Genomic DNA, 24982 nt, shown 5'->3' with positions numbered 1-24982 from the left:
TGGAGCCAGGACCTCCCGTTATCCGTCCCCCCCCTCACAGACAGGCGAGCACGATGCCTGAACCCGACGCGCCGCACGTGACCCGGCTCCTCCCCGACGCCGTACACCAGGCGGTCAGACCGGGGACGGCTGTCGTACGCCTGGAGACGAGGAAGGACCGGCAAGGGATGCTCGACGGGGCGTGGTGGCCGCGTTCCCGCGACATCGCCGCCGAGCTTCCCGCTCTGATCACCGCTCTGACCAGGTATCTCGGGGCGATCTCGCGCGTCGGTCTCGACGCCGCCGCATGGGACGAACTGCCGACGAGGATGACCATCGACGGCCGCCTCGTCCACATCGACTCCTTCCCGGCCGGTGACGACACCGTGCTCATCACCCGGGGCGACCGCGACCTCTTCTCCCTCCTGGTGGTCCCGCCGCACACCCCACCGGACGCGGCCCGCGCCGCGATGGCCGAAGCCGTGCGCGTCGACAACGTCACACGGGCCGAGCAGATCCTCATCGACACCGGTACCGGTTCCGGTGCCGCCTGAACCCGCGCCCCGGTTGCCGGAGGCGGCGGCCGTACCGAGGCGCCGTTGCCGCGCTGTGCTGTCAGCCGTACGCTGCGAGTGACAGTTCGCTCCAGACCCTGGCGAGCGGCGCGCCCCGCGTGTGCGGGGAGCGCGAGGGGATGACCCCGGTGCCAGGGCCCGTTCCTTTCCGTGACGGGTGAGCGGCTCCTTGGCATTTCCCTTCCCCCACAACCTCGGGTGGGAAGGGCCGGGGTGGCCCGGGTCGCGTGAGGGGGGTTGCGCGCCCGGGCCGTAGGGCGGCCGTCGCCGAGCCATCCGGGGGCGGCCGACCGCGCCGTGTCCGACGCCGACAGCGGGTTACCGTACTTTTCAACTTTCCGCGGTAAGCGCATTTATGCACCTTCGGGCCGCCCGGATACGGAACCGGGAATTCGGCAGTGCACGTCGGCACCGGCTGCCCTGGGAGGCCCGGCGCTGTAGGGTTCAAGGACAGGGCTGCCTCGTGGGATCAGGGCTGATGGTCAAGTCCCCGCTGTTCGAACCTCGGGCTCCGTCGCGGCCTCCCTTGCCGCTGGACGGAGAAGACGCATGTGCTGCCCCTCCCCTCACACCTCAGCCGCCCGTCATGCCTGACTCTCGCGCGCTGCGGGTCCTGGAACTGGTCGCTCTGCAGGCCAGGCGCCGTGGCGGGCAGGTGGACGTCCGGGACGTGTGCGCCGCCGCGGTGGAGGCGCTGCCCGTGGACGGAGTCGGTATCTCGGCGATGTCCACCCCGGCCCTGCGACACATTCTGCACACCACTGACCGGATCAGCGACGAACTGGAAGAGCTTCAGCTCACGCTGGGCGAGGGCCCGTGCGTGGACGCCTTGAACTCCGGGCGTCCCGTGCTGTCCGACGACCTGGCCGATCAGGAGTTGCACGCACGATGGCCGGCCTTCGCCCCGGCCGCCCACGCCACGGGAGCCCGCGCGCTGTTCGCGCTGCCGCTGGGCACCGGGCGGGGCGCACCGGGGGTGCTGGACATGTACGCGGCCCGCCCCGGCACGCTGGAGGGCGACGTGCTCGCCGACGCGCTGGCCTTCGCGGACACCGCCGCCACGCTGCTGGTCCTGGCCTCGCCCAGTGTCGGCTTCGTCCAGCAGCCCGACCCCGGTGCGATGGAGCACGCGCTGGGCTACGACCAGTACCGGGCGGAGATCGACCAGGCCGTCGGCATGCTCACCGAGCAGATGGGGGTGGGCCCCGAGGAAGCGGCCGTACGGCTGCGTGCGTACGCCTACGCCCAGTCGCAGAAGGTCGCGGACATCGCCGTCGAGGTGGTGACGCGCCGACTGCGATTCGATCCGGACGGCACCGTGCGCGTCCCCGAAGGAGAGTGACAACGGTGCCCTGCCCGCCCCCGCTCGCGCGCGTTCTCCGCGCGGCGCCCGCGCAGTCCCCCCAGGAGCGAAGGTGAACAGCATGGATGAACGGAACCTGGCTCCGGCGTTCGTAGAGCTGGCCGACAGCCTGGTCGACGACTTCGACCTGATCGACTTCCTGTCCCGGCTCACGGACCGTTGCGTGGGCACGCTGGAGGTCGCCGCGGCGGGGGTGCTGCTGGCCGACCGGGACGGGGTGCTGCGCGTACTGGCCGCCTCCAGCGACGACGTACGCCTGATCGAACTGCTCCAGGTGCAGAACGACAAGGGCCCCTGCCTGACCTGCTACCGCACCGGGCAGGCGGTCACCGTCACCGACCTGGACCTGGCGCCCGAGCGCTGGCCGCGCTTCGCCGAGGACGCCCGGAGCCGCGGCTTCGCCGCCGTCCAGGCCCTTCCGATGCGGCTGCGCGAGAGGACCATCGGCGCCCTCAACCTCTTCCACACCACCACCCGGGCCCTGGACCCGCAGGTCACCGCGATCGCCCAGGCGCTCGCCGATGTCGCGACCATCAGCCTCCTGCAAAAGCGCGTCATCGAGGACCAGGACCTGCTCAACAGGCAACTGGAGCAGGCCCTCGACACCCGCGTGGTCATCGAGCAGGCCAAGGGCAAACTCGCCGAGCGCTACGGACTGAGCATGCAGGAGGCGTTCACCCTGCTGCGCGGCTACGCCCGTTCCCACAACCGTCGGCTGACCGACCTGGCCACCGCGTTCATCAACGAGGCCGAGCCCCTCACCGACCTCTGCCCCCAGCCTTGATCCCGCGGACGCCGGGGCCGGTCGGCACGGTGCGGGCCATGCGGATCCGGATCAGCGTGCCGTCCTTGGTGGTGCGCATGTCGGCGGCGTCGCTGAGCTGCCTGATGATCCACAGGCCGCGGCCGTCGAGCGAAGCGGTACCGGGCGGCAGGTAGCCGGCCAAGGCGGTGCTCAAGGTCCCCTCGGGGTCGGCGATCTCGCAGAACAGGGCAGCGGGCGTGGACCAGATCCGGCAGTGCCCGGCGCCGCCGCCGTGCCGGATCGCGTTCGCCGCCGCCTCGTCCACGCAGATCAGAAGGTTCTCCCCACGCGCGGAGGAGAGCCCGGCGCGGCGGGCGTGACGGGCGACGAACCTCCGCATCGCCGCGAGTTCGTCGGGCCCCGCGAAGGCGAACTCCTCGCATCGGTCGGGCGGTTCGTCCAGGGCCGCCGTGTCGCAGGCGGCGCTGAACTTCTCGGGCGCGACGTGGGCGGGATTCGCCCGGTGCTTCGCCCCGCTGGTGAGCGTGGGGTGCGTGAGCTGCGCGGAGCGCACCAGTCCGGAGGGCAGCGCCCGGGTGTCGTACGGGCACAGATGCCAGGCGCCTGTCGCGGCCAGAGCCAGTGTCAGCAGCGCTTCGTAGCGCGTCCACTCCCGGACCTGACCGTGTGTGAGCCCGTCCCAGGGCAGCTCTCCCAGCACCCGCGAACGGCCCGGTGTGTGGCGGGCCTTGTCGTGGTAGGCCAGCAGCGCCTGTGCGGGGCTGTGGTACCAGTCGTCGTCGGCGAACGCGATCCCGTTGGCGCGTGGTCCCAGGTGTCGGCGGATGAGTGCGGAGTTGTGCCGGGTCGTGGCGACGAACACCGGTTCGTCGAGGGCCAGCCCGTCGCGCGCGAAGGGCATGGCGGCTTCCAGGAATTCCGTGTCGCTTCCGTAGAGCATCAGGTGGTGCGCGTGGGACGGCGCCCCTGGCGGGGGCGGCACGCGCGGGTCAGTCATCGGGAGTCTCCTCCAGGAGGGTCAGTGGCACCTCGGGCCGGTCCCAGCCGCAGGCGGCCAGCATTTCCGCGATCGCGAGGTCCCGGGCGAGCAGCACCAGGCGCCGGCCGGGGTCCAGCACCTCGGCGAAGGCCACCAGGGTGTGCAGCGCGGCGAAGCTCAGAAAGGTCACCTCGGTCAGATCCACCGTCAGGTCCACGGCCGGATCCGCCGTCAGGTCCACGGCCGGATCCGCCGTCAGGTCCGCGGCGGGCGCGTCGGAACACGACCGGTCGGCCTTCTGCCGGTCAAGGAGATCGAGCAAGTGGCCCAGGACCGCTGCCTGGTTGGTCAGGTCCACCTGGCCGACCAGACGCAGGCCGCGCGCGTCGTCGGAGCGCCAGACCTGCAGCAGCGCGTCTGCGTAGAGGGCGGGCCCGTCGTAGGCGGACACGAGCGTCCTCTTCCCTGCTCGTTCCGCGAAGAGCCCCGCAGGGCCTCGAACGGTGCCCATGCCGGACATCCGGGAACGCCGGGACGCTGGGGCTTCCGCGCAACGTGGCTGTCGAACGGCCGCACGGGGCCGGACTCGTTTCCGCTGGCGGCATGACGCCTCCCTACGACGGGACCGCCGAACGCCGACAGCGCGGAGAGTGCTCGCATCAGTGAGGGCATTCACGGATTCCCTTCAACCGTACGCCTACCCGACGCCGCACAGAGGACACCGCTCGTCCGAACCCGAACACCGTTGGCCCGGCCGCCGGCTCGGCCGACCAACTCGGTCCGGTCGCACCTGGGTCGTGGGCCGTGTCCTGCTCCGTTGAGGAGGACACGGCCACGGTCGTTGGGCGGGTCATGAGTGGCCGTGGCGGAGGTGGTGGGAGGCGGCTAGGCAGGAGGCCGGCCAGGTGGCTTTGCCGCGTGAGTGTTGTACGTCCGCAGGGTCTCCGCGATCTCCTGTGGTGTGATGCCGTCGGTCACGTAGCGCGGATGGCCGATGACGACCGTTGCCGAGGCGCGGCGGGTGTCGACGCCATGGGTGGTGAGGATGCTCCCGCGGTTCTCGTCCATGGTTCTGAGATAGTTCTGCGTCTGGGAAACGGCGTGATGCACCGGGGCGCCCAGCATGAGGTGACCGTGGAGCCGGATGACCAGGTTCTTGATGTTGCCGCGCTTGAGTTCCACGACGTGCAGAGAACCGTCGCCGCGCAACAGGGGGATGTCGAGGATGGTGTCCGGGGTGTACTGACGGCGGGCCAGCTCTGCCACGTATGCTCCGAAGATCCATTCCTGGTTCTTGAGGCAGGAATGGAGCGTGCTCTCGGAGCTGTCCGGGTCGGCCTGTGCGGCTCGCAGGGCCGCGAGTCCGGCTTGTCTGGTCCGGAGTTCGAGCGATTGGGCCAGCAGTTCCGCGTCCACGCCGGCCAGGACATCGTTCATCATCCGTGCCGTCTCGGCGGAGGCGGGGCGGGGAAGGTCACGGAGCACGATTTCCATGTGCCCGTACCGCTGGAGCCGTCGCGCCTCCCGAGTGGACAGTTGGATTCCCCCGTGCCTTTCCCGAGCCCCAGGTAATCCGCGGAGCGGGCGATGCCGCGGAACAGGTCACGGGCACCGGCGGCGGTCGCGTCGGGGTTGTCCCGGCACAGGACGTCCAGGGCCGCGACCGCGCGATCGGCACCCATGGCGATCGTTCTCCGCATGCCTTCTTCGCTGCGCTCCCGTGCCTCCTCGTCGTAGTAGTGCTCCAGGATCTCCAGGAACAGCTCTCCTTCGGCGTACGAGGCGAAGTGCTGGAAGCGCCGGGCCAGGTCGAAGTCTCCGTGAAGGGTCGGTTCTTGGGCCACGTCCTCCAACGCGTTGACCAGAGGCCGGCCCTTTCCCTAGTCCCCGCCGATGCCGCCCATGAGGCGCAGCACCGCGTCGATGCGTTCCCGTACGCTCGCGTGCTCGGTGAGTTTCTGAGCCTCGCCGACCATGTGCCTGAGCGTGAAGCTGGAGCGGAAGTTCGTCATGCGGGTCACCTCAGAAGTGGGCACTCACGGAACGGACTTGGTGAGACCCGCGTCGTCTCGTGCGACCCGCTTGCGCCCTTGTGGGCCTGCCGTCGGTGTGTCACACACGTAGGTGGGCGGGGCATCTCGGTGAGGGGGAACTCGTGTCGGGAAGCGGCGATCTCATCCCTTCGGCCTCAGCGTGGGCCGTCGAGCGGTTCGGGCGCCAGGCAGGCGCGCTCACCAGGGCGATACCGGTGCAACTGGCGCGCGCCCACGTCGTGCACCTCACCGCTGATCCGGAAAATGGCATCCACGCGATTCACTGGGGTCAAGCCCGACTCGAACCCGACCGTACGTTCACGTGGCCGTACAGCGAGCCGCTTCCCCTCGCGCCCCCTGAGGCCTGATGACGGCCGTGGTGATGCCCCGTCAGGACTCCTCCTCCACCGGCAAAGACCCCACCCGGCAGGACGCCACGCCCGGTGTGGTGCGGGTGAAGGATTCGACTTGTTCGGCGGTTTTCCGGGGGTCCGTAACGATCTCGCCGCGGTTGTCGATCAGGACGAGCGTGTTGTCCGGGGGCTTGTCCGGGTGGTCCTCGTGCTGTTCGCCGGTCAACGGGAACACGCCCCAGGTACGTGCCCGGCGCCGCTTCGCCGGACCCCCCTTCCGCAAGCCGCAAGCCGCAAGCCGCAAGCCGCAAGCCGCGCGCCGCGGGTCAGCGCGAGCCCGAGCCCTGGAAGCTGTAGTGGCGGAGGCCCTTGCCGTCCTCGTCCCAGTTGAGCTTCAGCGCGCCGTCGGCGTACGCGCTCTTGTTGCCGACGTACTTCTTCGCCGTGGACGTGGTCCAGGAGCCGTTTCCGGAGCCGTTCATCTTCGCCAGGTTGTCCCGGATGGAGAACGTCTTCTTGCCCAGCACCGTGTCGGCGCCGCCGTCCGCGTGCTTGAGGTAGAGGCGGAAGTAAGCGCTGTCGAAGGTCTCGGAGAGGTCCGTGCCGGAATACCACGGCGGGGCGTCCCAGCTCACCTTGGCCTTGGCGTAGACGTAACCGCCGGAACGGGCCACGCAGTTCTTCACCGTGAAGTCCCAGTTGTCGCCCCAGGGGCCGGAGTAGCCCGCGTCGTCGATCGTGCGGGTACTGGAGTTGCACTTCCAGCTCAGCGCGGACGCCGGGGACGTGGTGACCGCCGAGACGCCGGCCACCGCCGCGCCCACGAGCGCGACCGAGAGGGCCCTTTTGGCGGCTGCCGAGGATATCCGAAGCTTATTCAGTTTCATGTGCGCTGTCCTTTTGGCGGTATTTCTGTTCGCGCATCTGCCGGTGCGCTGTTCTTTCGGCGTTCACCTTACCGAGGCGTTGGATCGCGTTCGCCGGCGGTTTCGTCCCGAGAAATGGGCTGAAAGGGAATTCTCCGGCCGGGGGAAATTCGCGCGTCTATTCGCGGGTGCGTCCCCATCTGGTCCGGCCTGTCCGCTTCGCGGCCGGGTCCCGTCGCGCATGCCTCATGTCACGGCACGCGCACGCGCCACGTCACGGCACGCGCACGCGCCATGTCGCCGCGCGCGTATGCCTCGTGTCGCCGCGCGCGCATGCTCCATGTCACAGCGGGGGCCGCCGAAGGCGTGAGTGGGGCGGGTTAACATGTGAGCACCGCCTAGCTCGAAAGATAGATCTCTGTGGCTGTCAATGACGACGTGTTCACCAACTGGAAGATCCGCGAGGAGATCGCGGAGTCGATGATCCCGATCATCGGGAAGCTGCACCGTGAGCGGGACGTGACCGTCCTGCTGCACAGCCGCTCCTTGGTGAACAAGTCGGTGGTCAGCATCCTCAAGACGCACCGGTTCGCCCGGCAGATAGCCGGGGAGGAGCTCTCGGTCACCGAGACCCTCCCGTTCCTGGAGGCGCTCACCGCGCTCGACCTCGGGCCCTCCCAGATCGACATCGGCATGCTCGCCGCGACGTACAGGACGGACGACCGCGGGCTCTCGGTCGAGGCCTTCACCGCGGAGGCCGTCGCCGGGGCGACGGGGGCGAACAAGATCGAGTGCCGCAGGTCGCGGGACGTCGTGCTGTACGGCTTCGGCCGTATCGGACGGCTCCTGGCCCGGCTGCTGATCGAGAAGGCCGGGTCCGGGAACGGGCTGCGGCTGCGCGCCATCGTCGTGCGCGGCGGCGGCGAGCGCGCCGCCGGGGATCTGGTCAAGCGGGCCTCGCTGCTGCGCCGGGACTCGATCCACGGCCAGTTCCAGGGCACGATCACCGTCGACGAGGCGAACAGCACGATCGTCGCGAACGGCAACGAGATCAAGGTGATCTACGCCGACGACCCCTCGGAGCTGGACTACACCGCGTACGGCATCCAGGACGCCGTCCTCATCGACAACACCGGCAAGTGGCGCGACCGCGAGGGCCTCTCGCAGCACCTGCGCCCCGGCGTCGACAAGGTCGTCCTGACGGCCCCGGGCAAGGGGGACGTGCCGAACGTCGTGCACGGCGTGAACCACGACATGATCAAGCCGGACGAGCGCATCATCTCCTGCGCGTCCTGCACCACCAACGCGATCGTGCCGCCGCTGAAGGCGATGGCCGACGAGTTCGGGGTGGAGCGGGGCCACGTCGAGACCGTCCACTCGTTCACGAACGATCAGAACCTGCTGGACAATTACCACAAGTCGGAGCGTCGCGGCCGTTCGGCGCCGCTCAACATGGTGATCACCGAGACCGGTGCCGCCTCCGCCGTCGCCAAGGCGCTGCCCGACCTCAAGGCGAAGATCACCGGCAGCTCGATCCGCGTCCCCGTGCCGGACGTCTCGATTGCGATCCTCAACCTCCAGCTCTCCCGGGAGACCAGCCGCGAGGAGGTCCTCGACCATCTGCGCGAGGTCTCGCTGACCTCCCCGCTCAAGCGCCAGATCGACTTCACCAGCGCCCCCGACGCGGTCTCCAACGACTTCATCGGCTCGCGCCACGCCTCGATCGTCGACGCCGGCGCGACCAAGGTCGAGGGCGACAACGCGATCCTCTACCTCTGGTACGACAACGAGTTCGGCTACTCGTGCCAGGTCATCCGCGTCGTCCAGCACGTCTCCGGCGCCGAGTACCCGACGTACCCCGCGCCGCTGAGCTGACCTCCGGACGCCGCCTCCCGCGCCCTTCTGCTCTCTCCCCAACGCCCCCAGAATGAAGGGGGGCCGGGGGAGAGGGGGAGGGCGCGGTGGCGAAGAAGCGCACACGGCGACGCCGTTCCGGCCCTGCCGCGCGGCGGCGGAGGCGGGACGCCTACCTGGGCTTCTGGGGGCTCGCCGTGTTCCTGGCGGTGGCCGACCGGTCCTGGCTCTGGCCGGTTCTGCTGTCCCTCGTCGCCGTGTTCGGCGTCGTCCTCCCGGCGGCGGTGTGGCTCCGGCGTACGGGGCGGCTCCCGCGTACGGGACGGCTCCCGCGTACGGGACGGCTCCCCCGCACGGGACGGCTCCCGCCCCTCGGCGTACGCCGCGGAGCCGCGATCCCCGCGCGGCAGCGTTCGCTCGCCGACGTCGACGCCATGAGCTGGCAGGAGTTCGAGCGGTACGTCGCGGGCCTGTGCCGCCGTGACGGCTGTACGGACGTCGAGGTCACCGGCGGCGCGGGGGACCTGGGCGCCGATGTGACGGCCAGGATGCCCGACGGGCGGCGGCTCGTCGTCCAGTGCAAGCACTACGCCCCGCACCGGTACGTGCCGAGCGGCGACATGCAGAAGTTCGTCGGCACGGCCTGGCTGCACCACAGGGCGGACGTCGCCGTCTTCGTGGCCACCTGCGCGTTCAGCCGGGCCGCGCTCGACTACGCCGTCCAGCAGCGAGTGCTGGCCGTCCACCGCGACCTCCTGGGCCAGTGGAGCAACGGCACGCCCCTGCCCGCCCTGCTGCCCCTCAACGGCGCGGGCCAGGGCGACCGCGCCCACCGCCGACGCCTGCGGAACACTTACCGGCGCCCCTGAACCCGCCTCCGCCGCGCGGCGGAGGCGGGTTCAGGGGGTGGACGCGTCCGGAAGCGCGCCGTCCGAGGCCGGGATCCCCGACGAACGGAGGGAACCCCGGGTGGACTTCTGGGACCGGGCGGGGCGGTGGGCGGCGTACGGGGCCGCGCTCGCGCTGACCCCGTATCCGGTGATCAAGGTGATGTGGGTGGCCGGCGCCCCGCTCGGATCGGCCCCCGCCGGGGCCGGGTCCGGCACGGCGGGGTGGGTGCTCCTCAACGCCGTGACGATCGGCATGGCGGGCACCGGCATCGCGCTGGCCCTCGCGCTCGTACGGCCGTGGGGGAACCGGATTCCGGCCCCGCTGGTGGTCCTCGGCGCCTGGACGGGGGCCGGGTTCCTCGTCCCGGTCCTGCCGTATGCGCTGCTCAGCGCCGTGCTGGACGCCTCACGCGGGCCTCGCACCAGGCCTCGCATCGCACCAGGTCTCGCACGAGAGCGGCTGGGAGGCCTGGCTCCTCCAGGCGAGCTTCGTCGGGATGGGCGCGGGCAACGGCTGCTGGGCGCTGGCGGGCGCCGCGGCCGTACGGGCGCTCGTACGGGGACGTCCCCGGCGGGTGCCGCGCTGGGCGGTGTTCGTGCTGGGGTGCCTCGGGTCGGGCTCGCTGTTCGCGTGGAGCGGCTGGGAGCTGCCGGTCACCGCGCTGGTGGCGCTCGGCGTGCCGGTCGGGCTGGAGCTGCCGGAGGAGCCGGTGGCGGCCGTGGCGGTGCACGCCGTGGCCGTGGCGGCGGGGGCCGGGATGCTGCGGACTCTCCTGCCGGCGAGCCGCGCGGCCGCGTCCCCGCTCAGCGCTGGGCCGGGAGCGGGACCGGGGGCGCGAGGGGGAGGACGTTCTCCTGGTGGGAGGTGAAGAAGCCGTGGGCGAGGTCCGCGACGACGTCGGCGCGTTCCAGCACGACCCAGTGGTCGGCGTCGGGGACGGACACGAACGTGCTGTCGGCGATGGTCGAGGCGAAGCGTCGCTGGGAGGCGGTGGAGGTGAGGGTGTCGTGCTCGCCGCAGAAGACCAGGGTGGGGACGCCGGTGAGGCCGCCCGCGAGGGGGAGGCGCTCCTCCAGGGCGCGGTAGATCTCGGAGGCGCTGTTGATGTTGCTGAGGAGGGTGCGGCGGACGTAGCGGTACGCCAGGTCGCGGCGGTGGACATGGCGGCGCGGGTCCATGCACAGCATGCCCTCGGTGGCCATGGTGACGAACTCCTCGTGGCGCCCGGCCCGGAGGACGTCCGCCGCGTCCTGCCAGTACGCGAGCTGCGCGTCGCTGAAGTCCGTGGGGACGCCGCCGAGCATGAGCCGGGCGACGCGCTCGGGGCGGCGCTGCGCGCAGGTGAACAGGAGCGCGGCGCCGTAGGAGTAGCCGAAGACGTTGACGCGGTCGGCCGCTCCCAGGGCGGCCACGTCGTCGATGATCTGGTCGATCGCGCCGCACAGCAGCGAGCTGTCGTGCTCGTCCCGCAGGGTGTCGGAGGCGCCCATGCCCGGGAGGTCGGCGGTGATCACGGTGGCCTCGGGGCAGAGCCGGTGCTCCATCTGCGGCCAGCCGTACATGCCCTGGCGTACGCCGCCGACGATCAGTACCGCCTCGGTCGACGGCCGGGAGTTGGGCAGCAGCCGGTAGGAGTAGGACAGGCCGTCGATGTTCAGACGGCGGAGCACTTCCTCTGGCATGGGGTTCCCAACGTGAGTCCGGTCGGCGAGGGGGGACGGGCGAAGAAGGAGAGGGGGAGCGGGGGAGCGGTCAGGCCGTGGTGAGGACCAGGGCGGCGTTGTGGCCGCCGAAGCCCGAGGACGTCTTCACGGCGCACTCCAGACGCGCCGGACGGGCCTCCTTGGCGACCACCTCCACGGCGATCCGCGGGTCCAGGGCCTCCAGATTGACGGTCGGCGGCACGCTCCGGTGCTGGAGCGCGAGCACGGTGAGGGCGGTCTCGATGCCGCCGCTCGCGCCCAGCGTGTGGCCGGTCATCGCCTTGGTGGAGGTCACGAGCGGCCCCTCGCCGCACACGCGGTGCAGCACGGCCGACTCGATCGTGTCGTTGAGCACCGTGGACGTCCCGTGGGCGTTGACGTGCCCGACCTCGGCCGGGGCGACATCCGCCGCGCGCAGCGCGGAGCGCAGCGCCTGCTCCAGGCCCTCGCCCTCGGGGGACGGGGCGACGGGGGAGTGGGCGTCGTTCGTCGCGGCGTATCCGCGCAGCCAGGCGCGGGGGGCGGCGCCGCGGGCGCGCGCGTGGTCGCCGCGTTCCAGGACGAGCAGCCCGGCGCCCTCGCCGACGACGAAGCCGTCGCGGTCGGCGTCGAACGGGCGCATCGCCGCCGCCGGTTCGTCGCGGCGCCTGCTCATCGCCCGCATCTGGCAGCCGCTGGCGATCAGCGGTCGCGAGCAGGGCGCCTCGGCCCCGCCGACGACGGCCACGTCGCAGACCCCGGCGCGCAGCAACTGCAGCCCGGTGCCGATCGCGTCGGTGCCCGAGGCGCAGGCCGTCGAGATCCCGAGGCCCGGGCCCGTGGCGCCGAGGGCGCGGCAGACGGCGCCCGCCGCGCTGTTGACGGTGATGGCCGAGGCCATCGACGGGGCCACGCGGCGGGGGCCGCGCTCGGCCAGCACGCGCTGCTGCTCGTCGTGGTACGTGATCCCGCCGTGCGAGGAGCCGATGACGACGGCGACGCGCCCGCCCTCCCAGGCCTCCGGGTCGAGCCCGGCGTCCGTGACGGCCTGGTGCGCCGCGACGACCGCGAAGCGCGCGAAGGGCGCCAGCACCCGGGAGGCGGCGACGTCCATCCACCGGTCGATGTCGAGCCCGGCGACGGTGTACGCGAAGTCGCAGGGCAGGTCGCGCAGGTTCTCGTGCGGGCCGACGTGGGACGGGGACGTCGTGGTCGTCACCCGTTGCCAGGTCTCCTCGGCGCCGATGCCCGCCGCGCTGACGAGCCCGAGGCCGGTCACCGCGACATCGTCGGCCCGGGTCCGGGCCGGGGAGGTCCGGGCCCGGGACCCGTCGGAGCCGGCCATCAGGTCGTCCTCCGGCGTACGGCCGCGAGGAGTTGGCCGTACGTGTTGCGGGAGGACAGCTCGATGTCCTCCAGATCGACGCCGTAACGTTCCTCCAGCAGCACTCTCAGCTCTTCCAAGGCCAGCGAGTCGAGCCGCAGTTGCAACAGCGGCGTGTCCTCGGGCACCGAACGCGTGTCGATGCCGAAATTACTGGACAGCACCTCGCCTACGTGCGTCGCTACATCCATCAGTCTCCACACCCCTCCACCGGGCTTAACACAGGCGTACAACGCCGCGTACGCGGCGCGAGTCACGGGCGTGGCGTGAATTCACCGCCCGGCCACCCGGGAGTGAAAGGGGAACGGGGCGAGGACGAACGTGCTTGCGAGGATGGGGTGTCGGGTGTCATCCTCGGCGCCATGACGACGCGAAAGGCGGACTCCGCCATCCAGCGATGAGCGGAGCGACGCGCCCCGGAAGCCGGGGCACCGACGCATCACTTCATTCCTTCCCCTCTCCCGAACGGCTCCGGCGGGTCCGCGCCCTGCGCGACGAGTGGCTGGGCCACGGCCTGGCCGCCCTCCCCGCCGACCGGCAGCGCGCCGAGGACGCCGTGGCGGAGCTCTACCGGTTCATCGGCGCCCCGCCGCCCACCTGCGAGTGGGTCGATTCCCCCGCCGCCGCACGCGAGTTGCTCGCCGGGGGACGTACGGCCGACGGCGCGGCCTGGCGGCTGAGCGACGGGTGGGACCGGCCGACCGTCGCGGGGCGGCTGGCCTCCCTGATGTCCGGACTGCGGGCCCGGCTCGACCGGTGGACCGACGGGCACCCCCGGCTGTGGAGCGGCAGCCCCGTGCGGGAGGCCGCGCGGGCGCTGGACTCCGGCGGCGACCCGGAGGCGGCCCGCGAGGCGGGCGTGACCCTGGAGACGTATATCGACACCGTCGTCCGCGAATCGCTGGAGACCACGCTGCGCGACGCGCTGTGCGGGCCGATGCGGACCGCGCTCCTCGGGGACGCGGGTCCCGTGATCGGCCTCACCTGGTACGGGCAGCAGGACTCCGCCTGGATCGGGCCGTACGACATCCGGCGGCGGACCGGGCTCCTCTCCTACCGGCCGCGTGACGAGCGGCAGCTCGACCTGTGGGCCGCGCTGGCCCGGTCGGCCGGCTGGTGGTGGCCGTCCGAGCGGCGGTGCCTCCTGGCCGAACGGCCGGTGGACGTACGGACCGAGCCGCTGCCGTACGCCCGGCACGGCGAGCTGCGGCCGCACCGGGACGACGGGCCCGCGGTGCGGTTCCCGGACGGCACCGCCGTCCACGCGCTGCACGGCACGCCCGTCCCGGAGTGGGTCGTCACCGATCCGACCGTCGAGCGCGTCCACGCCGAGACCAATGTCGAGGTGCGGCGCTGCGCGATCGAACGCATCGGCTGGGAGACCTACGTACGGCGGGCGGGGCTCGTTCTCGTATCCGCCGCGCCCGACCCCGGCAACCCCGGCTCCGAACTGCGCCTCTACCACGTGCCCCGGCAGGTCCAGGGCACCCCCGCGCGGGTCCTCCTCGCGGTCAACGGCTCGGTCGAGCCGGACGGGCGGCGGCGCCGGTACGGGCTGAGCGTGCCGCCGTACTTCGACGATCCGGTGGCGGCGGCGGGCTGGTCGTACGGGCTGAGCGGGCGCGCGTACGCCGGGCTCGTCCGCCGCACATGAGCACCCCCTCCCGCCGCCTTCCCTTCTCCCCTTCTCACACCCAGAGGTGATGCCGCATGACCACGACCACGACCACGACCACTCTCGGTGAACTCGCCGAGCGCACCGGCCGCGACGTCCTCGCCCATCTGGAGCGCGAGGTCACCGTCCCCGTGGTGGCCGGGCTCCAGGCGCAGGGCGACCTGATCGTCGTCCCCGCCGAACTCCTGGACAACGTACGGGAGTCGCGCTACGTCCGCTGGACCGAGGTGCCGCCCGGCGGCGTCGAGCTGCTCCGCGGCGCCGGGGGCGGCAATCCGCACGCGCTCGTCGCCGACCCCGGCACCTGCCGCTGGACCACGACCGTCCACGACCTGACGGGGCTGACCCTCGGCATGTTCGAGGCCACGGCGGTCGCGTACTTGATCCACCCCGAACACGGGGCGTCGGGCATCGCCCCGGGGCGGTACGTCGTCCGGCGCCAGCGGGAGCGGGGCGTGGGGAACGGGCGCTGGACGGCGGGGAACCGGATGATCCAGGACTGACCCGCCCCCAGTCGTACGCGCCGGGCGTGCCAGCGGCGCGTCAACGCGCTCCCCGTTCACGTCAGTGTCCCGTCAGGAGGCGGGGCCGAGGGGGTGGAGCGGGCATAGCTTCGGTGTGTTCTTCCGGAATATCGAAGGAGCGTACGACATGGGTGAGTGCTGCCGTGGTGAGGACTCGGAGCCTGCCGAACGGGGCCCGGCCGGGCCGCTGTTCGTTCCGGTCCGGTCGGGCAGGACGGGATGCGTGGCGCGGCTGTTCCGCACGCCGTGGGGCGGGCGTACGGCCGTGGGGTTCACGTCCGAGGGGCGGCTGACGGCCGTCCTGGGCGGCGGGCAGTCGTTCGTCCGGCTGTCCGAGGCGGCGCTGCGGGCACTGGCCGAACCGCTGGGCGGAGTCGGCCTGACGGTCGACCCGGTCGCGCGGGGCGGTGTGCGATGAGCGCGCCGCCCCTGGCCGTACGGCGCGGGGCCCGGCCGGGCGGCCGGAACGGACCGGACGGCCGGGACGAGCTGGCCGTGTGGCCGGGGTCCACCGCCGTCGGCCGCCGTGCGGCCGGTCCGCCCGTGCCCGCCACCGTCGTCGGGCGGCACTGCGAGGCGGGGGACGTGCTGGCGGAGGAGGCCGCGCTGCCCTCGGACGTACGGGCCGGTGATCTGCTGGCCGTGCCCGTGGCCGGGGCGTACCACCTGTCGATGGCCTCCGCGTACAACCTCGTCGGCCGCCCGCCGGTTGTCGCCGTACGTGACGGCCACGCGCGCACCCTCGTACGCCGCGAGACCCTGGCCGACTTCCGGCGGCGCGACGTGGGGTGAGGGTCCGCGCCGGGGGCTCAGCGGCCCGTGTCCTCGCCCGGTTCCAGGGGCGGGGCCGAGACGCCGAGGTTCGTGTGGCACTCCGGGTGGGCGACCTCGTGGTCCGGGGTGGGTTCGAGGGCCGACGTGGGGACCAGGAACCAGGCCAGCGCCGCGGAGACCACGCACAGCGCCGCGCACAGCAGCATCGCGGAGCCGAAGGCGTGGTCGACGGCGCCCGGCGAGGTGTAGTCGTGCGCGGAGAGCCCGACGGCCAGGGGCAGGACGGCGACGATGAGGAGCTGGGCAGCGCGGGCCGCCGCGTTGTTGACGCCGCTGGCGATGCCGGAGCGGGAGACGTCGAGCGAGGCGAGGACCGTGGCGGTGAGCGGCGCGACGAAGAGGCTCATGCCGAGGCCCTGGATCACCACGGCGGGCAGCACGTCCGCGACGTACGACGTCGAGTCCGGCCCCGTACGGCGCAGCAGGACGAGCCCGGCGGCCGTGATCAGGGGGCCCAGCGTCAGCGGGAGGCGGGGCCCGACGCGCTGGGCCAGGGCACCGGCGGGCGCGGAGAGGACGAGCATCAGCACGGTGATCGGCAGCGTGGAGACCCCCGCCTGGAAGGCGCTGTAGCCCGCGGCGGTCTGGAGCTGGACGGGGAGGATGAAGAAGACGCCGCCGATCGCGGCGTACAGGAACAGCGTCACGACGTTGACCGCCGAGAACAGCCGGACCGAGAAGATGCCCAGCGGCAGCATCGGGTGCGCGCGGCGCCGCTCGACCTGGACGAAGAGCGCGCCGCAGGCCAGGCCGAGCACCGCCGACACCACGACCGCGGTGGCGGGTTCGTGTCCGGACGCGGCGATCAGCGCGTAGGTGACGCCCGCGAGGCCCAGCGCGGCGAGCGTCGCGCCGAGCGTGTCGAAGTCGCCGGTGGCCTCCGGGTCGCGGCTCTCCGGCACGTGCCGCAGTGCGACGAGGACGACGGCCGCCGCGAGCGGCAGGTTGATGAGGAAGATCCAGCGCCAGCCGGGCCCGTCCACGAGCCAGCCCCCGAGGAACGGGCCGATGGCGCCCGCGACCCCGCCGAGGCCCGACCAGGCGCCGACGGCCTTGGCCCGGTCCTGCTGCCGGAACGTCGACTGCACCAGCGCCAGCGACCCCGGCGTCAGCAGCGCCCCGCCCACGCCCTGGAGGGCCCGCGCGGCGATCAGGACCTCGCTGTTCGGCGCGACCCCGCACAGCGCGGAGGCGAGCGCGAACCACACGACGCCGACGAGGAAGACCCGGCGCCGCCCGTAGCGGTCGCCGAGCCCGCCGCCGAGGAGGATGAGGCCGGTGAGGGTCAGCATGTACGCGTTGACGGTCCACTGGAGGACGTCGAGCGTGGCGCCCAGGTCGCGGCCGAGGCGGGGCAGCGCGATGTTCACGATCGTGCCGTCCAGCAGGGCCATGCCGGAGGCGAGCACGGATGCGCTCAGCACCCACCGCCCCTTGCGGGACGCCAGCACTACCGAGCCTGCTCCGTTTCCGTTCTTGTGCTGATCGCCCGTCATGCCGGGACTCTAAGCGCTGTCGGGCCCGATTTCCCGTTGCCCGGCGTGGTGGGCAAGCGCAGAGGAGGAGCAAGGGTGCGCCCCGAAGGGGCGCGGGGAACTGCGCGGCCAGCCACGACGCGCCCGCGGTCTGCGACGCACAGCAAGCGGCAGCCCCTGCTCAGCCCCTGCTCAGCCCGGTTCCGGCCCGCATCGCCTCGTTCATGCCCAGGTTGCTGACGAGGAGGCCGCCGTCGACCGGGAGGGTGACGCCCGTGATCCAGGCGGCGTCCGGGGAGGCCAGGAACGCGATGGCGGCGGCGATGTCCGTCGGCTCGCCCACGCGGCCCAGGGGGTAGTGCGCGGCGACGCGGTCGAGGGCCTCCGCCCTGTCGGTCCAGGCGGGGGTGCGGACGGTGCCGGGTTCGACGAGGTTGACGCGGACGCCGCGGGGCGCGCAGGAGACGGCGAGTGTACGGGTGAGGGAGGCGAGGGCGGCCTTCGCGGCGCTGTAGGCGTGGTCGCCGAAGTGCCGCTCGGCGTTGACCGAGCCGACGTTGACGATCGCGGCGCCCCGGCCCGTGCGCCCCGCCGCCGCGAGGTGCGGCAGCGCGGCGCGGGCGCAGTGGGCCGCGCCGTGCAGGGTGACGTCGATGTCCTGGTACCACAGGGCGCTGTCCAGGTCCTCGAACGGGGCGGGGTCGGGGTGGCAGGAGTAGGCGTTGTTCACCAGGGTGTCCAGGCCGCCGTAGGTCTCCGCCGCGCGCGTGACGGCTTCCCGGACGGCCACGTCGTCGGTGACGTCGCAGCCGTACGCCTCGGCGGTGCCGCCCTCCTGGCGGATCGCGGCGGCCACGCGGTCCGCGCGTTCCGGCTCGCGGTCGGTGACCAGGACGGCGGCGCCCTCGGCGGCGAAGCGGCGGGCCGTGGCCTCGCCGATGCCCCGTCCCGCGCCGGTGAGCAGAACCCGGTGTCCCTCGAATCGCATCGTCATCGGGTCATCCTCCGGGCAGCCCCCGGGCGCGCGCCAGGAGTTGTGCCAGGTGGATGCCCCGGCGGTCGCTCAGCGCGGCGAGCTGGGTGCGGCAACTGAAGCCGTCGGCGAGGACCGTGGTGTCCGGTGCCGCCTCGCGGACGGCGGGCAGGAGCCGCTGCTCGGCGACGGCGACGGAGACCTCGTGGTGGCCGCGCTCGACCCCGAAGTTGCCCGCGAGGCCGCAGCAGCCGCCGAGCCGCCGCACCTCGGCGCCGGCCCCGCGCAGCAGCGCGGCGTCCGCGTCCCAGCCGAGCACCGCGTGGTGGTGGCAGTGGGGCTGTGCGACGGCGGCGGTGCCGGTCAGGTCGGGCGGCTCCCAGCCGGGGGTACGGGTGAGGAGTTCGGCGAGCGTGCGGGTGGCGGCGGCGACGGTCTCGGCGGCGTCCGCATCCGTGCCGCCCGCCTCCCCTCCGTCCGTATCCCCGCTGTCCGCTTCTCCTCCGTCCGCTTCCCCGCCGTCCGCCTTCGCGCCGCCCAGCAGTTCCGCCGCGTCCGTGCGCAGCACGCCCGTGCAGGAGGGTTCCAGGCCGACGACCGTGGCGCCCGCCCGTACGTGCGGGGCCAGGGCGCGTACCGTCCGGCGGATCTGGCGGCGGGCGCCGTCCAACTGGCCCGTGGAGATCCAGGTGAGGCCGCAGCAGACGGGGCGTTCGGTGACCGTCACGCGGTAGCCCGCGTCCTCCAGGACCGCGACGGCCGCGATGCCGGTCTCCGGGGCGAACGCGTCGGTGAACGTGTCGACGAAGAGGACCACGTCCCCGTGCCGCCCCGGCGGGGAGACATGGCGGGCGAACCGGCGGCGGAAGCTTTGGCGGGCGAACGCGGGCAGGTCGCGCCGCCCGTCGATGCCCGCGCCCCACGCCAGCAGCGGGCGCAGGGCGCGCGAGCGCAGTACGGCGTTGGCCAGCGCACGGCCGCCGGGCAGCCGTCCGGCGAGCCGGGTCCAGCGGGGGAGGAGGCCCAGCGCGTAGTGGGCGCGGGGGCGGAGGCGGTGGCGGTAGCGCTGGTGCAGGGCCTCCGCCTTGTACGTGGCCATGTCCACGCCCGTAGGGCAGTCGGAGGCGCAGCCCTTGCAGGCGAGGCACAGGTCGAGCGCGTCGTGCAGCGCCTCGGAGCGCCAGCCGTCGGGGCCGAGCGCGCCGGAGACCACGTCCTGGAGGACGCGGGCCCGACCGCGCGTGGAGTCCTTCTCGTCGCGCGTGGCCTGGAAGCTCGGGCACATCACCGCCGCGTCGCCCGTATGGGCCGTGCCGACGCGGCACTTGCCGACGCCCGTGCAGCGGTGGACGGCGCGCGAGAGGTCGCCGCCGTCGTGCCGGTGGGCGAGGGCGAGCGTGGGGAGTTCGCGGCGGGTCAGCGGCGGGGCGTGCGCGGCGCGCAGTGTCCCGTCCACCGGGTCGGGGCGGACGATCACGCCCGGGTTGAGCAGGTCGTCGGGGTCGAGGACGCCTTTGACGCGCTCGAAGAGCGAGAGGGCCTTCGGCGAGTACATCAGCGGCAGCAGCTCGCCGCGCGCCCGCCCGTCCCCGTGCTCGCCGGAGAGCGAGCCGCCGTGCCGGGCTACGAGACCGGCCGCCTCCAGGAGGAAGTCCCGGAAGGCGGAGGGGCGTTCGCGCAGCGGGAAGTCGATCCGTACGTGCACGCAACCGTCGCCGAAGTGCCCGTACGGCGTGCCCGTCAGCCCGTGCGCGGACAGCAGCTCCTCGAACTCCCGCAGGTAGGCGCCGAGCCGGTCGGGCGGCACCGCCGCGTCCTCCCATCCGGCGTGCGCGGGCTCCCCGGTGGGCGTACGGGCGACGAGGCCCGCGCCGTCCTCGCGGATCTTCCACAGGGCCGCCGCCTGCGCCGGGTCGGTGACCGTACGGGCGTCGAGCGCGCCCGCGTCGGCGGTGAGGCGGCGGGCGGCGGCCGGCAGCGACGGCCCGTCGTCCCCCGCCAGCTCGACCAGCAGCCAGCCGCCGCCGCGCGGCAGTGCGGGCACGGCGCCCGGGCCCTTGCGGGCGCGCACGGTGTCGGTGATCCGCGCGTCCAGGCCCTCGCACGCCACGGGGGAGTGCGGGAGGAGCGCGGGCACGGCGTCCGCCGCCTCGGCCATCGTCGGATAGCCGAGGACGACGAGGAGCCTGGCGGGCGCGTCCCGTACGAGCCGGACGCGCGCGGCGAGGGTGAGCGCGAGGGTGCCCTCGCTGCCGACGAGGGCGCGCGGCACGTCGAAGCCGCGCTCCGGCAGCAGGTGTTCGAGCGAGTAGCCGGACACCTGCCGGGGGAAGCGGCCCAGCTCGGTGCGGAGGAGCGCCAGTTCGGCGTCCGCGAGGTCGCGCAGCCGGTGCAGGAGGGGCGGGTCCGCGGTGCGGCCCGGCACGTCGCCGAGGCGCAGCCGCTCGCCGGTCCCGGCGAGGACGTCGAGGCCGAGGACGTTGTCGCTGGTGCGGCCGTAGCCGAGGGCGCGGGAGCCGCAGGCGTTGTTGCCGATCATCCCGCCGAGGGTCGCCCGGTTGTGGGTGGAGGGATCGGGGCCGAAGCGCAGTCCGTGCGGGGCCGCGGCGCGCTGGAGGTCGGCCTGCACGACGCCGGGTTCGACCAGCGCCGTACGGGCCTCGGGGTCCAGCTCGCGTATCCGGCGCAGATGGCGGCTGGTGTCGAGGACGACGCCGGGGCCGACGGCGTTGCCCGCGAGGGAGGTGCCGGCGCCGCGCATCGTGACCGGCACTCCGTGCTCCGCGCACACCTCCCGTACGGCGGCGATCTCGTCGGCGTCCCGGGGGCGGACGACGGCGCGGGGGCGGACCCGGTAGAGCGAGGCGTCGGAGGCGTAGAGGGAGCGGGCGAGGCCGGAGTCGTCCAGATCGCCCACCCCCGCGCGCCGCAGGGCCGCGGTGAGATCGCCGGTCACGGGGCCACCTCCGCGGGCGCGGCGTCCCCGACGGTCCTCGGGGGAGCGGGCCGCGCCTGCGCCGCCCGTTCCGCGGGGCGCAGTACCGCGATGAGGACCACCGAGACCAGGCTGACCGCCGACATCCCCACGACGTACAGCGTCAGCAGCCACGGGCTGCCGCCGCCCGCCTTGAGCAGCGCGGTGAGGACGAGCGGGGTGATGCCGGACGCGACGACGCCGGAGATCTGGTAGACGCAGGAGACGCCGCTGTAGCGGACGTGGGCGGGGAACAGCTCGGCGTAGAGCGCGGCCTGTGGGCCGTACATCGCGCCGTAGAAGATGCCGAGCGTCACCACGAGCACGCCGCCCATCAGCAGCGCCGAGCCGGTATTGAACAGCGCGAACGCGGGGAAGGCCGCCACTCCGAAGAGCACCGTGCCGAGGCCGAAGGTGCGCAATCGGCCGTACTTGTCGGAGAGATGGCCCCACAGCGGGATCATGGGCACGCACACCGCCGAGGCCACCATCACGCCGATCAGGACGTGGGTGCGGGGCATGTCGAGTTCGGTCGTCGCGTAGGCGATGACGAAGACGCCCCAGGTGTTGAAGGCGATGCCCTCGGCCATGCGCGTGCCCATGCCGAGCAGCAGGCTCAGCTTGGAGGTGCGCAGCAGTTCGACGACGGGGATACGGGCCTCGGCGCCCTCTTCCCGTACGGAGGTGAACGCGGGGGTCTCGAAGACCTGGAGCCTGATCCACAGCCCGATCAGCACGAGGACGGCGCTGAGCAGGAAGGCGATGCGCCAGCCCCAGGAGAGGAACTGCTCGCTGCTGAGCGTGGAGGACAGCAGCGCGAACACGCCGGTGCCGAGCATGAGTCCGGCGGGCACGCCGATCTGCGGCCAGCTCCCGAAGAAGCCCTTGCGGCCCTCGGGCGCGTGCTCCACGGACATCAGCACCGCGCCGCCCCACTCGCCGCCGATGCCGATGCCCTGCACGATGCGCAGGAGGACGAGGAGGAGGGGCGCCCACACGCCGATGGAGTCGTAGGTGGGCAGGACGCCGATGAGGAAGGTGCCGGCGCCCATCAGGAACATGGTCGTGACGAGCGCGGTCTTACGGCCGACGCGGTCGCCGAAGTGGCCGAAGATGATGCCGCCCAGGGGCCGGGCGACGAAGCCGATCGCGAACGCGGAGAACGCGATGAGGGTGCCGACGAGGCTGTCGAACTCGGGGAAGAAGAGCTTGTCGAAGACGATGCCGGCGGCTGTCCCGTAGAGGAAGAAGTCGTACCACTCGATGGTGGTGCCGATGGCTCCCGCGAGGGCGACCTTACGGGCGGGGGTCGGAGCCGGGGCCGGGTTCTGTGTCGCTGGTGGTGCGGGCATGGCGGTGCCTCCTTCTCACCGGGCGCGTCACCAGTTGCGCAGTGACTCGCGGAATATCCGTCCGGCGGCCTCGGTGGTCAGCGGGCGGGGGACGACGGAGAGCTGACGGGACTGCTTCATCGTTCCGGCGACGAGCGTGTCGAGGTGGGGCTCGCCGTAGCCGAATGCGGAGATGCCGTTGGGCATGCCGATGTCGCGCATGAGTTCGCGCAGCACGCGCGGGAGTGCCTCGGCGCCCTCGTCGGGGTCGACGGGGCGTCCGCCGACGAGTTCGGCGGCGCGCAGATGGCGCTTCGGGTCGGCGGGGAAGGTGTAGCGGAACGCGGCCATCGCGGTGGAGGCCACGGCCTGGCCGTGCGGGACCATCGGCATCTCGGGGTAGCCCTCGGCCCGGTAGTCCTCGACGGCTCCGGCGATGGGGTAGGCGTTGGCGTGCGGGATGTGGGTGCCCGCGTTGCCGAAGCCCATGCCGGTGACGGCGGAGGCGTAGGCCATGCCGTAGCGCGCGTCGAGGTCGTTGCCGTTCATCACGGCCCTGCGCAGGTGGGTGCCGACCAGTTCCATGGCCTTCTCGCACCACACGTCGCTGATCGGGTTGGCGCCGCAGAACGCCGCGCGCGCCGAGGCGTCGGGGAACGCGGGGCGGGCGTCGAAGGAGAGCGCCGTGTAGCTCTCGGCGGCGTGGGTGAGCACGTCCATGCCGCTGGCGGCGGTGACCTGCGGCGGCACGGACAGCGTGGTGAGCGGGTCGACGACGGCGAGCTGCGGGCGCAGCCGGGGGTGGCTGATCCCGGCCTTGAGGTGCAGGTCGAGCAGGTCGACGACGCAGATCGAGGTGGCCTCGGAGCCGGTGCCCGCGGTGGTGGGCACGGCGACGAGGGGCTTGAGCTTCCCGTCGGGGACCCGGCCGCCGCCGATGGGCGGGGCGATGAAGTCCATGAGGGTGCCGTCGTGGCTGGTGAGCAGGTTGACGGCCTTCGCGGTGTCCATCGCGGAGCCGCCGCCGACGGCGACGAAGCCGTCCCAGGGGCCCGTACGGGCGTGGGCCACGGCCTCCTCGATGCTCTTGTCGGTCGGCTCGACGCCCACGTTGTCGTAGACGTCGACGCCGAGTCCGGCCGCCTTGACGGCGTGGGCGACGCGGTCGGGGACGCCGCTGGCGGCGACGCCGGGGTCGGTGAGGACGAGCGCGTGGGTGACGCCGAGCGCCCGCAGGTCCTCGCCGATCTCGGCGAGGGCCCCGAGCCCGAACTTGAGGGAGGGCGCGGCCCAGGTGAAGACGGTCTCGGTGGGGTGGTCGAAGCGCGGCATGGAACGGAACCTCCTGGCGCGTGACGCAATGTGGAAGGTGCTCCACAATGTGGATTGGCGTCACGCTAGGAGGGGTTGGCCGGAGGGGTCAATGGGTGTGCACGGACCTGTTCCGGGCCGCTGGGTAGGCTGCGGGGGCGACATTCCGTACGTCCGTCCGCGCGCCGCGAGGCCCGCCGTAAGGAGCGAAACCGGGTGACCAGGAGTCCCGAGAGCCGGTCGGAGCGCCGGGCCGAGAGCCGGTCCGGGGGTCGGGCCGAGAACCGGTCCGAGGGGCGGTCGGGCACGCAGGCGATCGACCGGGCCATGGCCGTGCTGCGGCTGTTCATCGAGGCCGAGGGCGACATCCAGGTCAGCGAGATCGTCGCCCGGCTGGGCCTGACGCCGGGCACCGCGCACCGCGTCGTACGGGCGCTCGCCGCCGAGGGCTTCCTCACCCGCAACCCGGCCAACGACGGCTACTACCTGGGCAGCACCGCGATCCTCCTCGGCCAGGCCGCGCAGCGCGCGCTCGGCGCCGACCGGGTGATGCCGCTGCTGAAGCAGCTCAACGGGGAGACCAGCGAGTCCGTGAACCTCGTGGTGCGGGACGGCGAGGAGTCGGTCGTCGTCATGCGCGTGCAGTCCACCATGCCGCTCCGCTTCGAGCAGCACCCCGGCGCCCGCTTCCCGCTCTACTCGACGGCGTCCGGCAAGGTCCTGATGGCCTGGGCCGAGGACGCCGAGCAGTATCTCGCCGGGCTGCCCGCCGCGCTGCCCGGCGTCACCGCGCGGACGCTCGCGACCCCGGCCGAGGTCGCGGAGGAACTGGAGCGCACCCGCGAGCGGGGATACAGCATCGACAGCGAGGAGAACGTCGAGGGCGTCTCCAGCGTCGGCGCGCCCGTGCTGGACGGGCGCGGCCTGGCGCACGCGGCCCTGGTCGTCCAGGTCCCCACGGTCCGCCTCCCGCCGGAGCGCATCGCCCAACTGGCCCCGCGCCTGCGGGAGATCGCGTGCCAGGTGGCAGAGGTCCTTCCGGCCGACCGGCCCATGCGGGTGGGGCGCGTCTGAGAACCCGGGGCTCCCGGCGCGGCCCTCGCGTCCCCTTCTCCAGGGCTGGGGAGCACCCGCCCCTGCCTGTCCGCCGCAGCCTGCGG

At 72.9% G+C, this 24982-nt stretch carries 26 protein-coding genes and 1 pseudogene; 11 read left to right on the top strand and 16 right to left on the bottom strand.

Annotation, left to right across the window (positions count from 1 at the left end; all coding sequences use genetic code 11):
- Window positions 1-53: 53 nt before the first annotated feature.
- The 3 genes from ABD343_RS24125 to ABD343_RS24115 all read left to right on the top strand — a co-directional run bounded on the left by ABD343_RS24125 (window position 54) and on the right by ABD343_RS24115 (window position 2701).
- Window positions 54-533, top strand: a complete 480-nt coding sequence (locus ABD343_RS24125) for a DUF5994 family protein (protein WP_344531410.1) — start codon at window positions 54-56, stop codon at window positions 531-533.
- A gap of 607 nt (window positions 534-1140) precedes the next feature.
- Window positions 1141-1896, top strand: a complete 756-nt coding sequence (locus ABD343_RS24120; RefSeq protein WP_344531409.1) for a GAF and ANTAR domain-containing protein — start codon at window positions 1141-1143, stop codon at window positions 1894-1896.
- An 82-nt stretch (window positions 1897-1978) separates the two neighbouring features.
- Window positions 1979-2701, top strand: coding sequence for an ANTAR domain-containing protein (locus tag ABD343_RS24115; protein ID WP_344531408.1), 723 nt, complete (start codon window positions 1979-1981; stop codon window positions 2699-2701).
- Here the strand turns inward: ABD343_RS24115 and ABD343_RS24110 are convergent.
- From ABD343_RS24110 to ABD343_RS24080, 7 genes are all read right to left on the bottom strand, one after another.
- Window positions 2676-3680, bottom strand: coding sequence for an anti-sigma factor RsbA family regulatory protein (locus ABD343_RS24110; RefSeq protein WP_344531407.1), 1005 nt, complete (start codon window positions 3678-3680; stop codon window positions 2676-2678). The genes ABD343_RS24115 and ABD343_RS24110 overlap by 26 nt on opposite strands.
- The gene (locus tag ABD343_RS24105) at window positions 3673-4113 is read right to left on the bottom strand and encodes an STAS domain-containing protein (RefSeq protein ID WP_344531406.1); all 441 of its coding nucleotides are present in this window, start codon (window positions 4111-4113) and stop codon (window positions 3673-3675) included. Before ABD343_RS24105 ends, ABD343_RS24110 begins: the two co-directional genes overlap by 8 nt.
- 434 nt (window positions 4114-4547) lie before the next feature.
- On the bottom strand, window positions 4548-5156 hold the full coding sequence (locus tag ABD343_RS24100; RefSeq protein WP_344531405.1) for a Shedu anti-phage system protein SduA domain-containing protein: 609 nt from the start codon (window positions 5154-5156) through the stop codon (window positions 4548-4550).
- Window positions 5099-5506 (bottom strand): hypothetical protein, encoded by a 408-nt coding sequence (locus ABD343_RS24095; protein ID WP_344531404.1) that lies wholly within the window; start codon window positions 5504-5506, stop codon window positions 5099-5101. The genes ABD343_RS24100 and ABD343_RS24095 overlap by 58 nt, the downstream gene beginning before the upstream one ends.
- Window positions 5507-5542: 36 nt before the next feature.
- Window positions 5543-5674 (bottom strand): hypothetical protein, encoded by a 132-nt coding sequence (locus ABD343_RS24090; RefSeq protein WP_344531403.1) that lies wholly within the window; start codon window positions 5672-5674, stop codon window positions 5543-5545.
- Between the two features lie 411 nt (window positions 5675-6085).
- Entirely contained in the window at window positions 6086-6274 is a 189-nt protein-coding gene (locus ABD343_RS24085; RefSeq protein WP_344531402.1) for a hypothetical protein, read from the bottom strand.
- A gap of 100 nt (window positions 6275-6374) precedes the next feature.
- The gene (locus ABD343_RS24080) at window positions 6375-6935 is read right to left on the bottom strand and encodes a hypothetical protein (RefSeq protein ID WP_344531401.1); all 561 of its coding nucleotides are present in this window, start codon (window positions 6933-6935) and stop codon (window positions 6375-6377) included.
- A gap of 399 nt (window positions 6936-7334) precedes the next feature.
- Between ABD343_RS24080 and ABD343_RS24075 the strand changes: the two genes are divergently transcribed.
- The gene (locus ABD343_RS24075; RefSeq protein ID WP_344531400.1) at window positions 7335-8789 is read left to right on the top strand and encodes a glyceraldehyde-3-phosphate dehydrogenase; all 1455 of its coding nucleotides are present in this window, start codon (window positions 7335-7337) and stop codon (window positions 8787-8789) included.
- Window positions 8790-8875: 86 nt separating this feature from the next.
- The gene (locus ABD343_RS24070) at window positions 8876-9637 is read left to right on the top strand and encodes a restriction endonuclease (protein WP_425578254.1); all 762 of its coding nucleotides are present in this window, start codon (window positions 8876-8878) and stop codon (window positions 9635-9637) included.
- A gap of 30 nt (window positions 9638-9667) precedes the next feature.
- Here ABD343_RS24070 and ABD343_RS24065 read toward each other — a convergent pair whose 3' ends face one another.
- Window positions 9668-9913 carry a hypothetical protein gene (locus tag ABD343_RS24065; RefSeq protein ID WP_344531399.1) on the bottom strand — a complete coding sequence of 82 codons (246 nt, stop codon included), beginning with the start codon at window positions 9911-9913 and terminating at the stop codon, window positions 9668-9670.
- A gap of 122 nt (window positions 9914-10035) precedes the next feature.
- Here ABD343_RS24065 and ABD343_RS24060 point away from each other — a divergent pair, with 122 nt between their 5' ends.
- Entirely contained in the window at window positions 10036-10527 is a 492-nt protein-coding gene (locus tag ABD343_RS24060) for a hypothetical protein (protein WP_344531398.1), read from the top strand.
- Here the strand turns inward: ABD343_RS24060 and ABD343_RS24055 are convergent.
- The 3 genes from ABD343_RS24055 to ABD343_RS24045 all read right to left on the bottom strand — a co-directional run bounded on the left by ABD343_RS24055 (window position 10463) and on the right by ABD343_RS24045 (window position 12916).
- A complete protein-coding gene (locus ABD343_RS24055; RefSeq protein ID WP_344531397.1) occupies window positions 10463-11341 on the bottom strand; it encodes an alpha/beta fold hydrolase in 879 nt (292 codons plus the stop codon). The genes ABD343_RS24060 and ABD343_RS24055 overlap by 65 nt on opposite strands.
- Before the next feature lie 70 nt (window positions 11342-11411).
- On the bottom strand, window positions 11412-12686 hold the full coding sequence (locus ABD343_RS24050; protein ID WP_344531396.1) for a beta-ketoacyl-[acyl-carrier-protein] synthase family protein: 1275 nt from the start codon (window positions 12684-12686) through the stop codon (window positions 11412-11414).
- Entirely contained in the window at window positions 12686-12916 is a 231-nt protein-coding gene (locus ABD343_RS24045; RefSeq protein WP_344531395.1) for a phosphopantetheine-binding protein, read from the bottom strand. The genes ABD343_RS24050 and ABD343_RS24045 overlap by 1 nt, the downstream gene beginning before the upstream one ends.
- Before the next feature lie 206 nt (window positions 12917-13122).
- Between ABD343_RS24045 and ABD343_RS24040 the strand changes: the two genes are divergently transcribed.
- The 4 genes and pseudogenes from ABD343_RS24040 to ABD343_RS24025 form a co-directional block, all read left to right on the top strand.
- Window positions 13123-14379, top strand: a complete 1257-nt coding sequence (locus tag ABD343_RS24040; protein ID WP_344531394.1) for a DUF6745 domain-containing protein — start codon at window positions 13123-13125, stop codon at window positions 14377-14379.
- Window positions 14380-14435: 56 nt separating this feature from the next.
- Window positions 14436-14903, top strand: a complete 468-nt coding sequence (locus ABD343_RS24035; protein ID WP_344531393.1) for a hypothetical protein — start codon at window positions 14436-14438, stop codon at window positions 14901-14903.
- A 244-nt stretch (window positions 14904-15147) separates the two neighbouring features.
- The gene (locus ABD343_RS24030) at window positions 15148-15342 is read left to right on the top strand and encodes an SAV_915 family protein (protein ID WP_344531392.1); all 195 of its coding nucleotides are present in this window, start codon (window positions 15148-15150) and stop codon (window positions 15340-15342) included.
- Window positions 15343-15464: 122 nt separating this feature from the next.
- Window positions 15465-15716 (top strand): annotated as a pseudogene (locus tag ABD343_RS24025) (diaminopimelate decarboxylase); the annotation flags it as partial.
- 17 nt (window positions 15717-15733) lie between these two features.
- Here the strand turns inward: ABD343_RS24025 and ABD343_RS24020 are convergent.
- From ABD343_RS24020 to ABD343_RS24000, 5 genes are all read right to left on the bottom strand, one after another.
- Window positions 15734-17254 (bottom strand): DHA2 family efflux MFS transporter permease subunit, encoded by a 1521-nt coding sequence (locus ABD343_RS24020; protein WP_344531391.1) that lies wholly within the window; start codon window positions 17252-17254, stop codon window positions 15734-15736.
- Window positions 17255-17414: 160 nt separating this feature from the next.
- Complete coding sequence (locus ABD343_RS24015; RefSeq protein ID WP_344531390.1) at window positions 17415-18227, bottom strand: SDR family NAD(P)-dependent oxidoreductase; 813 nt, start codon at window positions 18225-18227, stop codon at window positions 17415-17417.
- A gap of 4 nt (window positions 18228-18231) precedes the next feature.
- A complete protein-coding gene (locus ABD343_RS24010; RefSeq protein WP_344531389.1) occupies window positions 18232-21162 on the bottom strand; it encodes an FAD-linked oxidase C-terminal domain-containing protein in 2931 nt (976 codons plus the stop codon).
- A complete protein-coding gene (locus tag ABD343_RS24005; protein WP_344531388.1) occupies window positions 21159-22532 on the bottom strand; it encodes an MFS transporter in 1374 nt (457 codons plus the stop codon). The genes ABD343_RS24010 and ABD343_RS24005 overlap by 4 nt, the downstream gene beginning before the upstream one ends.
- Before the next feature lie 27 nt (window positions 22533-22559).
- Window positions 22560-23843 carry a hydroxyacid-oxoacid transhydrogenase gene (locus tag ABD343_RS24000; RefSeq protein WP_344531387.1) on the bottom strand — a complete coding sequence of 428 codons (1284 nt, stop codon included), beginning with the start codon at window positions 23841-23843 and terminating at the stop codon, window positions 22560-22562.
- 195 nt (window positions 23844-24038) lie between these two features.
- Between ABD343_RS24000 and ABD343_RS23995 the strand changes: the two genes are divergently transcribed.
- Window positions 24039-24896: an IclR family transcriptional regulator gene (locus ABD343_RS23995; RefSeq protein WP_344531386.1), complete on the top strand. Its 858-nt coding sequence runs from the start codon at window positions 24039-24041 to the stop codon at window positions 24894-24896.
- Window positions 24897-24982 lie beyond the last annotated feature (86 nt).

This window comes from Streptomyces albiaxialis, assembly GCF_039530985.1.
In the GTDB taxonomy this organism is placed as follows: domain Bacteria; phylum Actinomycetota; class Actinomycetes; order Streptomycetales; family Streptomycetaceae; genus Streptomyces; species Streptomyces albiaxialis.
This window is presented reverse-complemented; position numbering and strand designations above follow the sequence as displayed.

Coding starts and splice junctions, on each gene's coding strand:
- ABD343_RS24125 (WP_344531410.1), top strand. CDS start 54: ATGCCTGAACCCGACGCGCCGCACGTGACCCGGCTCCTCCCCGACGCC.
- ABD343_RS24120 (WP_344531409.1), top strand. CDS start 1,141: ATGCCTGACTCTCGCGCGCTGCGGGTCCTGGAACTGGTCGCTCTGCAG.
- ABD343_RS24115 (WP_344531408.1), top strand. CDS start 1,979: ATGGATGAACGGAACCTGGCTCCGGCGTTCGTAGAGCTGGCCGACAGC.
- ABD343_RS24110 (WP_344531407.1), bottom strand. CDS start 3,680: ATGACTGACCCGCGCGTGCCGCCCCCGCCAGGGGCGCCGTCCCACGCG.
- ABD343_RS24100 (WP_344531405.1), bottom strand. CDS start 5,156: ATGGAAATCGTGCTCCGTGACCTTCCCCGCCCCGCCTCCGCCGAGACG.
- ABD343_RS24090 (WP_344531403.1), bottom strand. CDS start 5,674: ATGACGAACTTCCGCTCCAGCTTCACGCTCAGGCACATGGTCGGCGAG.
- ABD343_RS24080 (WP_344531401.1), bottom strand. CDS start 6,935: ATGAAACTGAATAAGCTTCGGATATCCTCGGCAGCCGCCAAAAGGGCC.
- ABD343_RS24065 (WP_344531399.1), bottom strand. CDS start 9,913: ATGCCGATCGTCACGGCGTTGAGGAGCACCCACCCCGCCGTGCCGGAC.
- ABD343_RS24060 (WP_344531398.1), top strand. CDS start 10,036: ATGCGCTGCTCAGCGCCGTGCTGGACGCCTCACGCGGGCCTCGCACCA.
- ABD343_RS24055 (WP_344531397.1), bottom strand. CDS start 11,341: ATGCCAGAGGAAGTGCTCCGCCGTCTGAACATCGACGGCCTGTCCTAC.
- ABD343_RS24050 (WP_344531396.1), bottom strand. CDS start 12,686: ATGGCCGGCTCCGACGGGTCCCGGGCCCGGACCTCCCCGGCCCGGACC.
- ABD343_RS24045 (WP_344531395.1), bottom strand. CDS start 12,916: ATGGATGTAGCGACGCACGTAGGCGAGGTGCTGTCCAGTAATTTCGGC.
- ABD343_RS24040 (WP_344531394.1), top strand. CDS start 13,123: ATGAGCGGAGCGACGCGCCCCGGAAGCCGGGGCACCGACGCATCACTT.
- ABD343_RS24035 (WP_344531393.1), top strand. CDS start 14,436: ATGACCACGACCACGACCACGACCACTCTCGGTGAACTCGCCGAGCGC.
- ABD343_RS24020 (WP_344531391.1), bottom strand. CDS start 17,254: ATGACGGGCGATCAGCACAAGAACGGAAACGGAGCAGGCTCGGTAGTG.
- ABD343_RS24015 (WP_344531390.1), bottom strand. CDS start 18,227: ATGACGATGCGATTCGAGGGACACCGGGTTCTGCTCACCGGCGCGGGA.
- ABD343_RS24005 (WP_344531388.1), bottom strand. CDS start 22,532: ATGCCCGCACCACCAGCGACACAGAACCCGGCCCCGGCTCCGACCCCC.
- ABD343_RS24000 (WP_344531387.1), bottom strand. CDS start 23,843: ATGCCGCGCTTCGACCACCCCACCGAGACCGTCTTCACCTGGGCCGCG.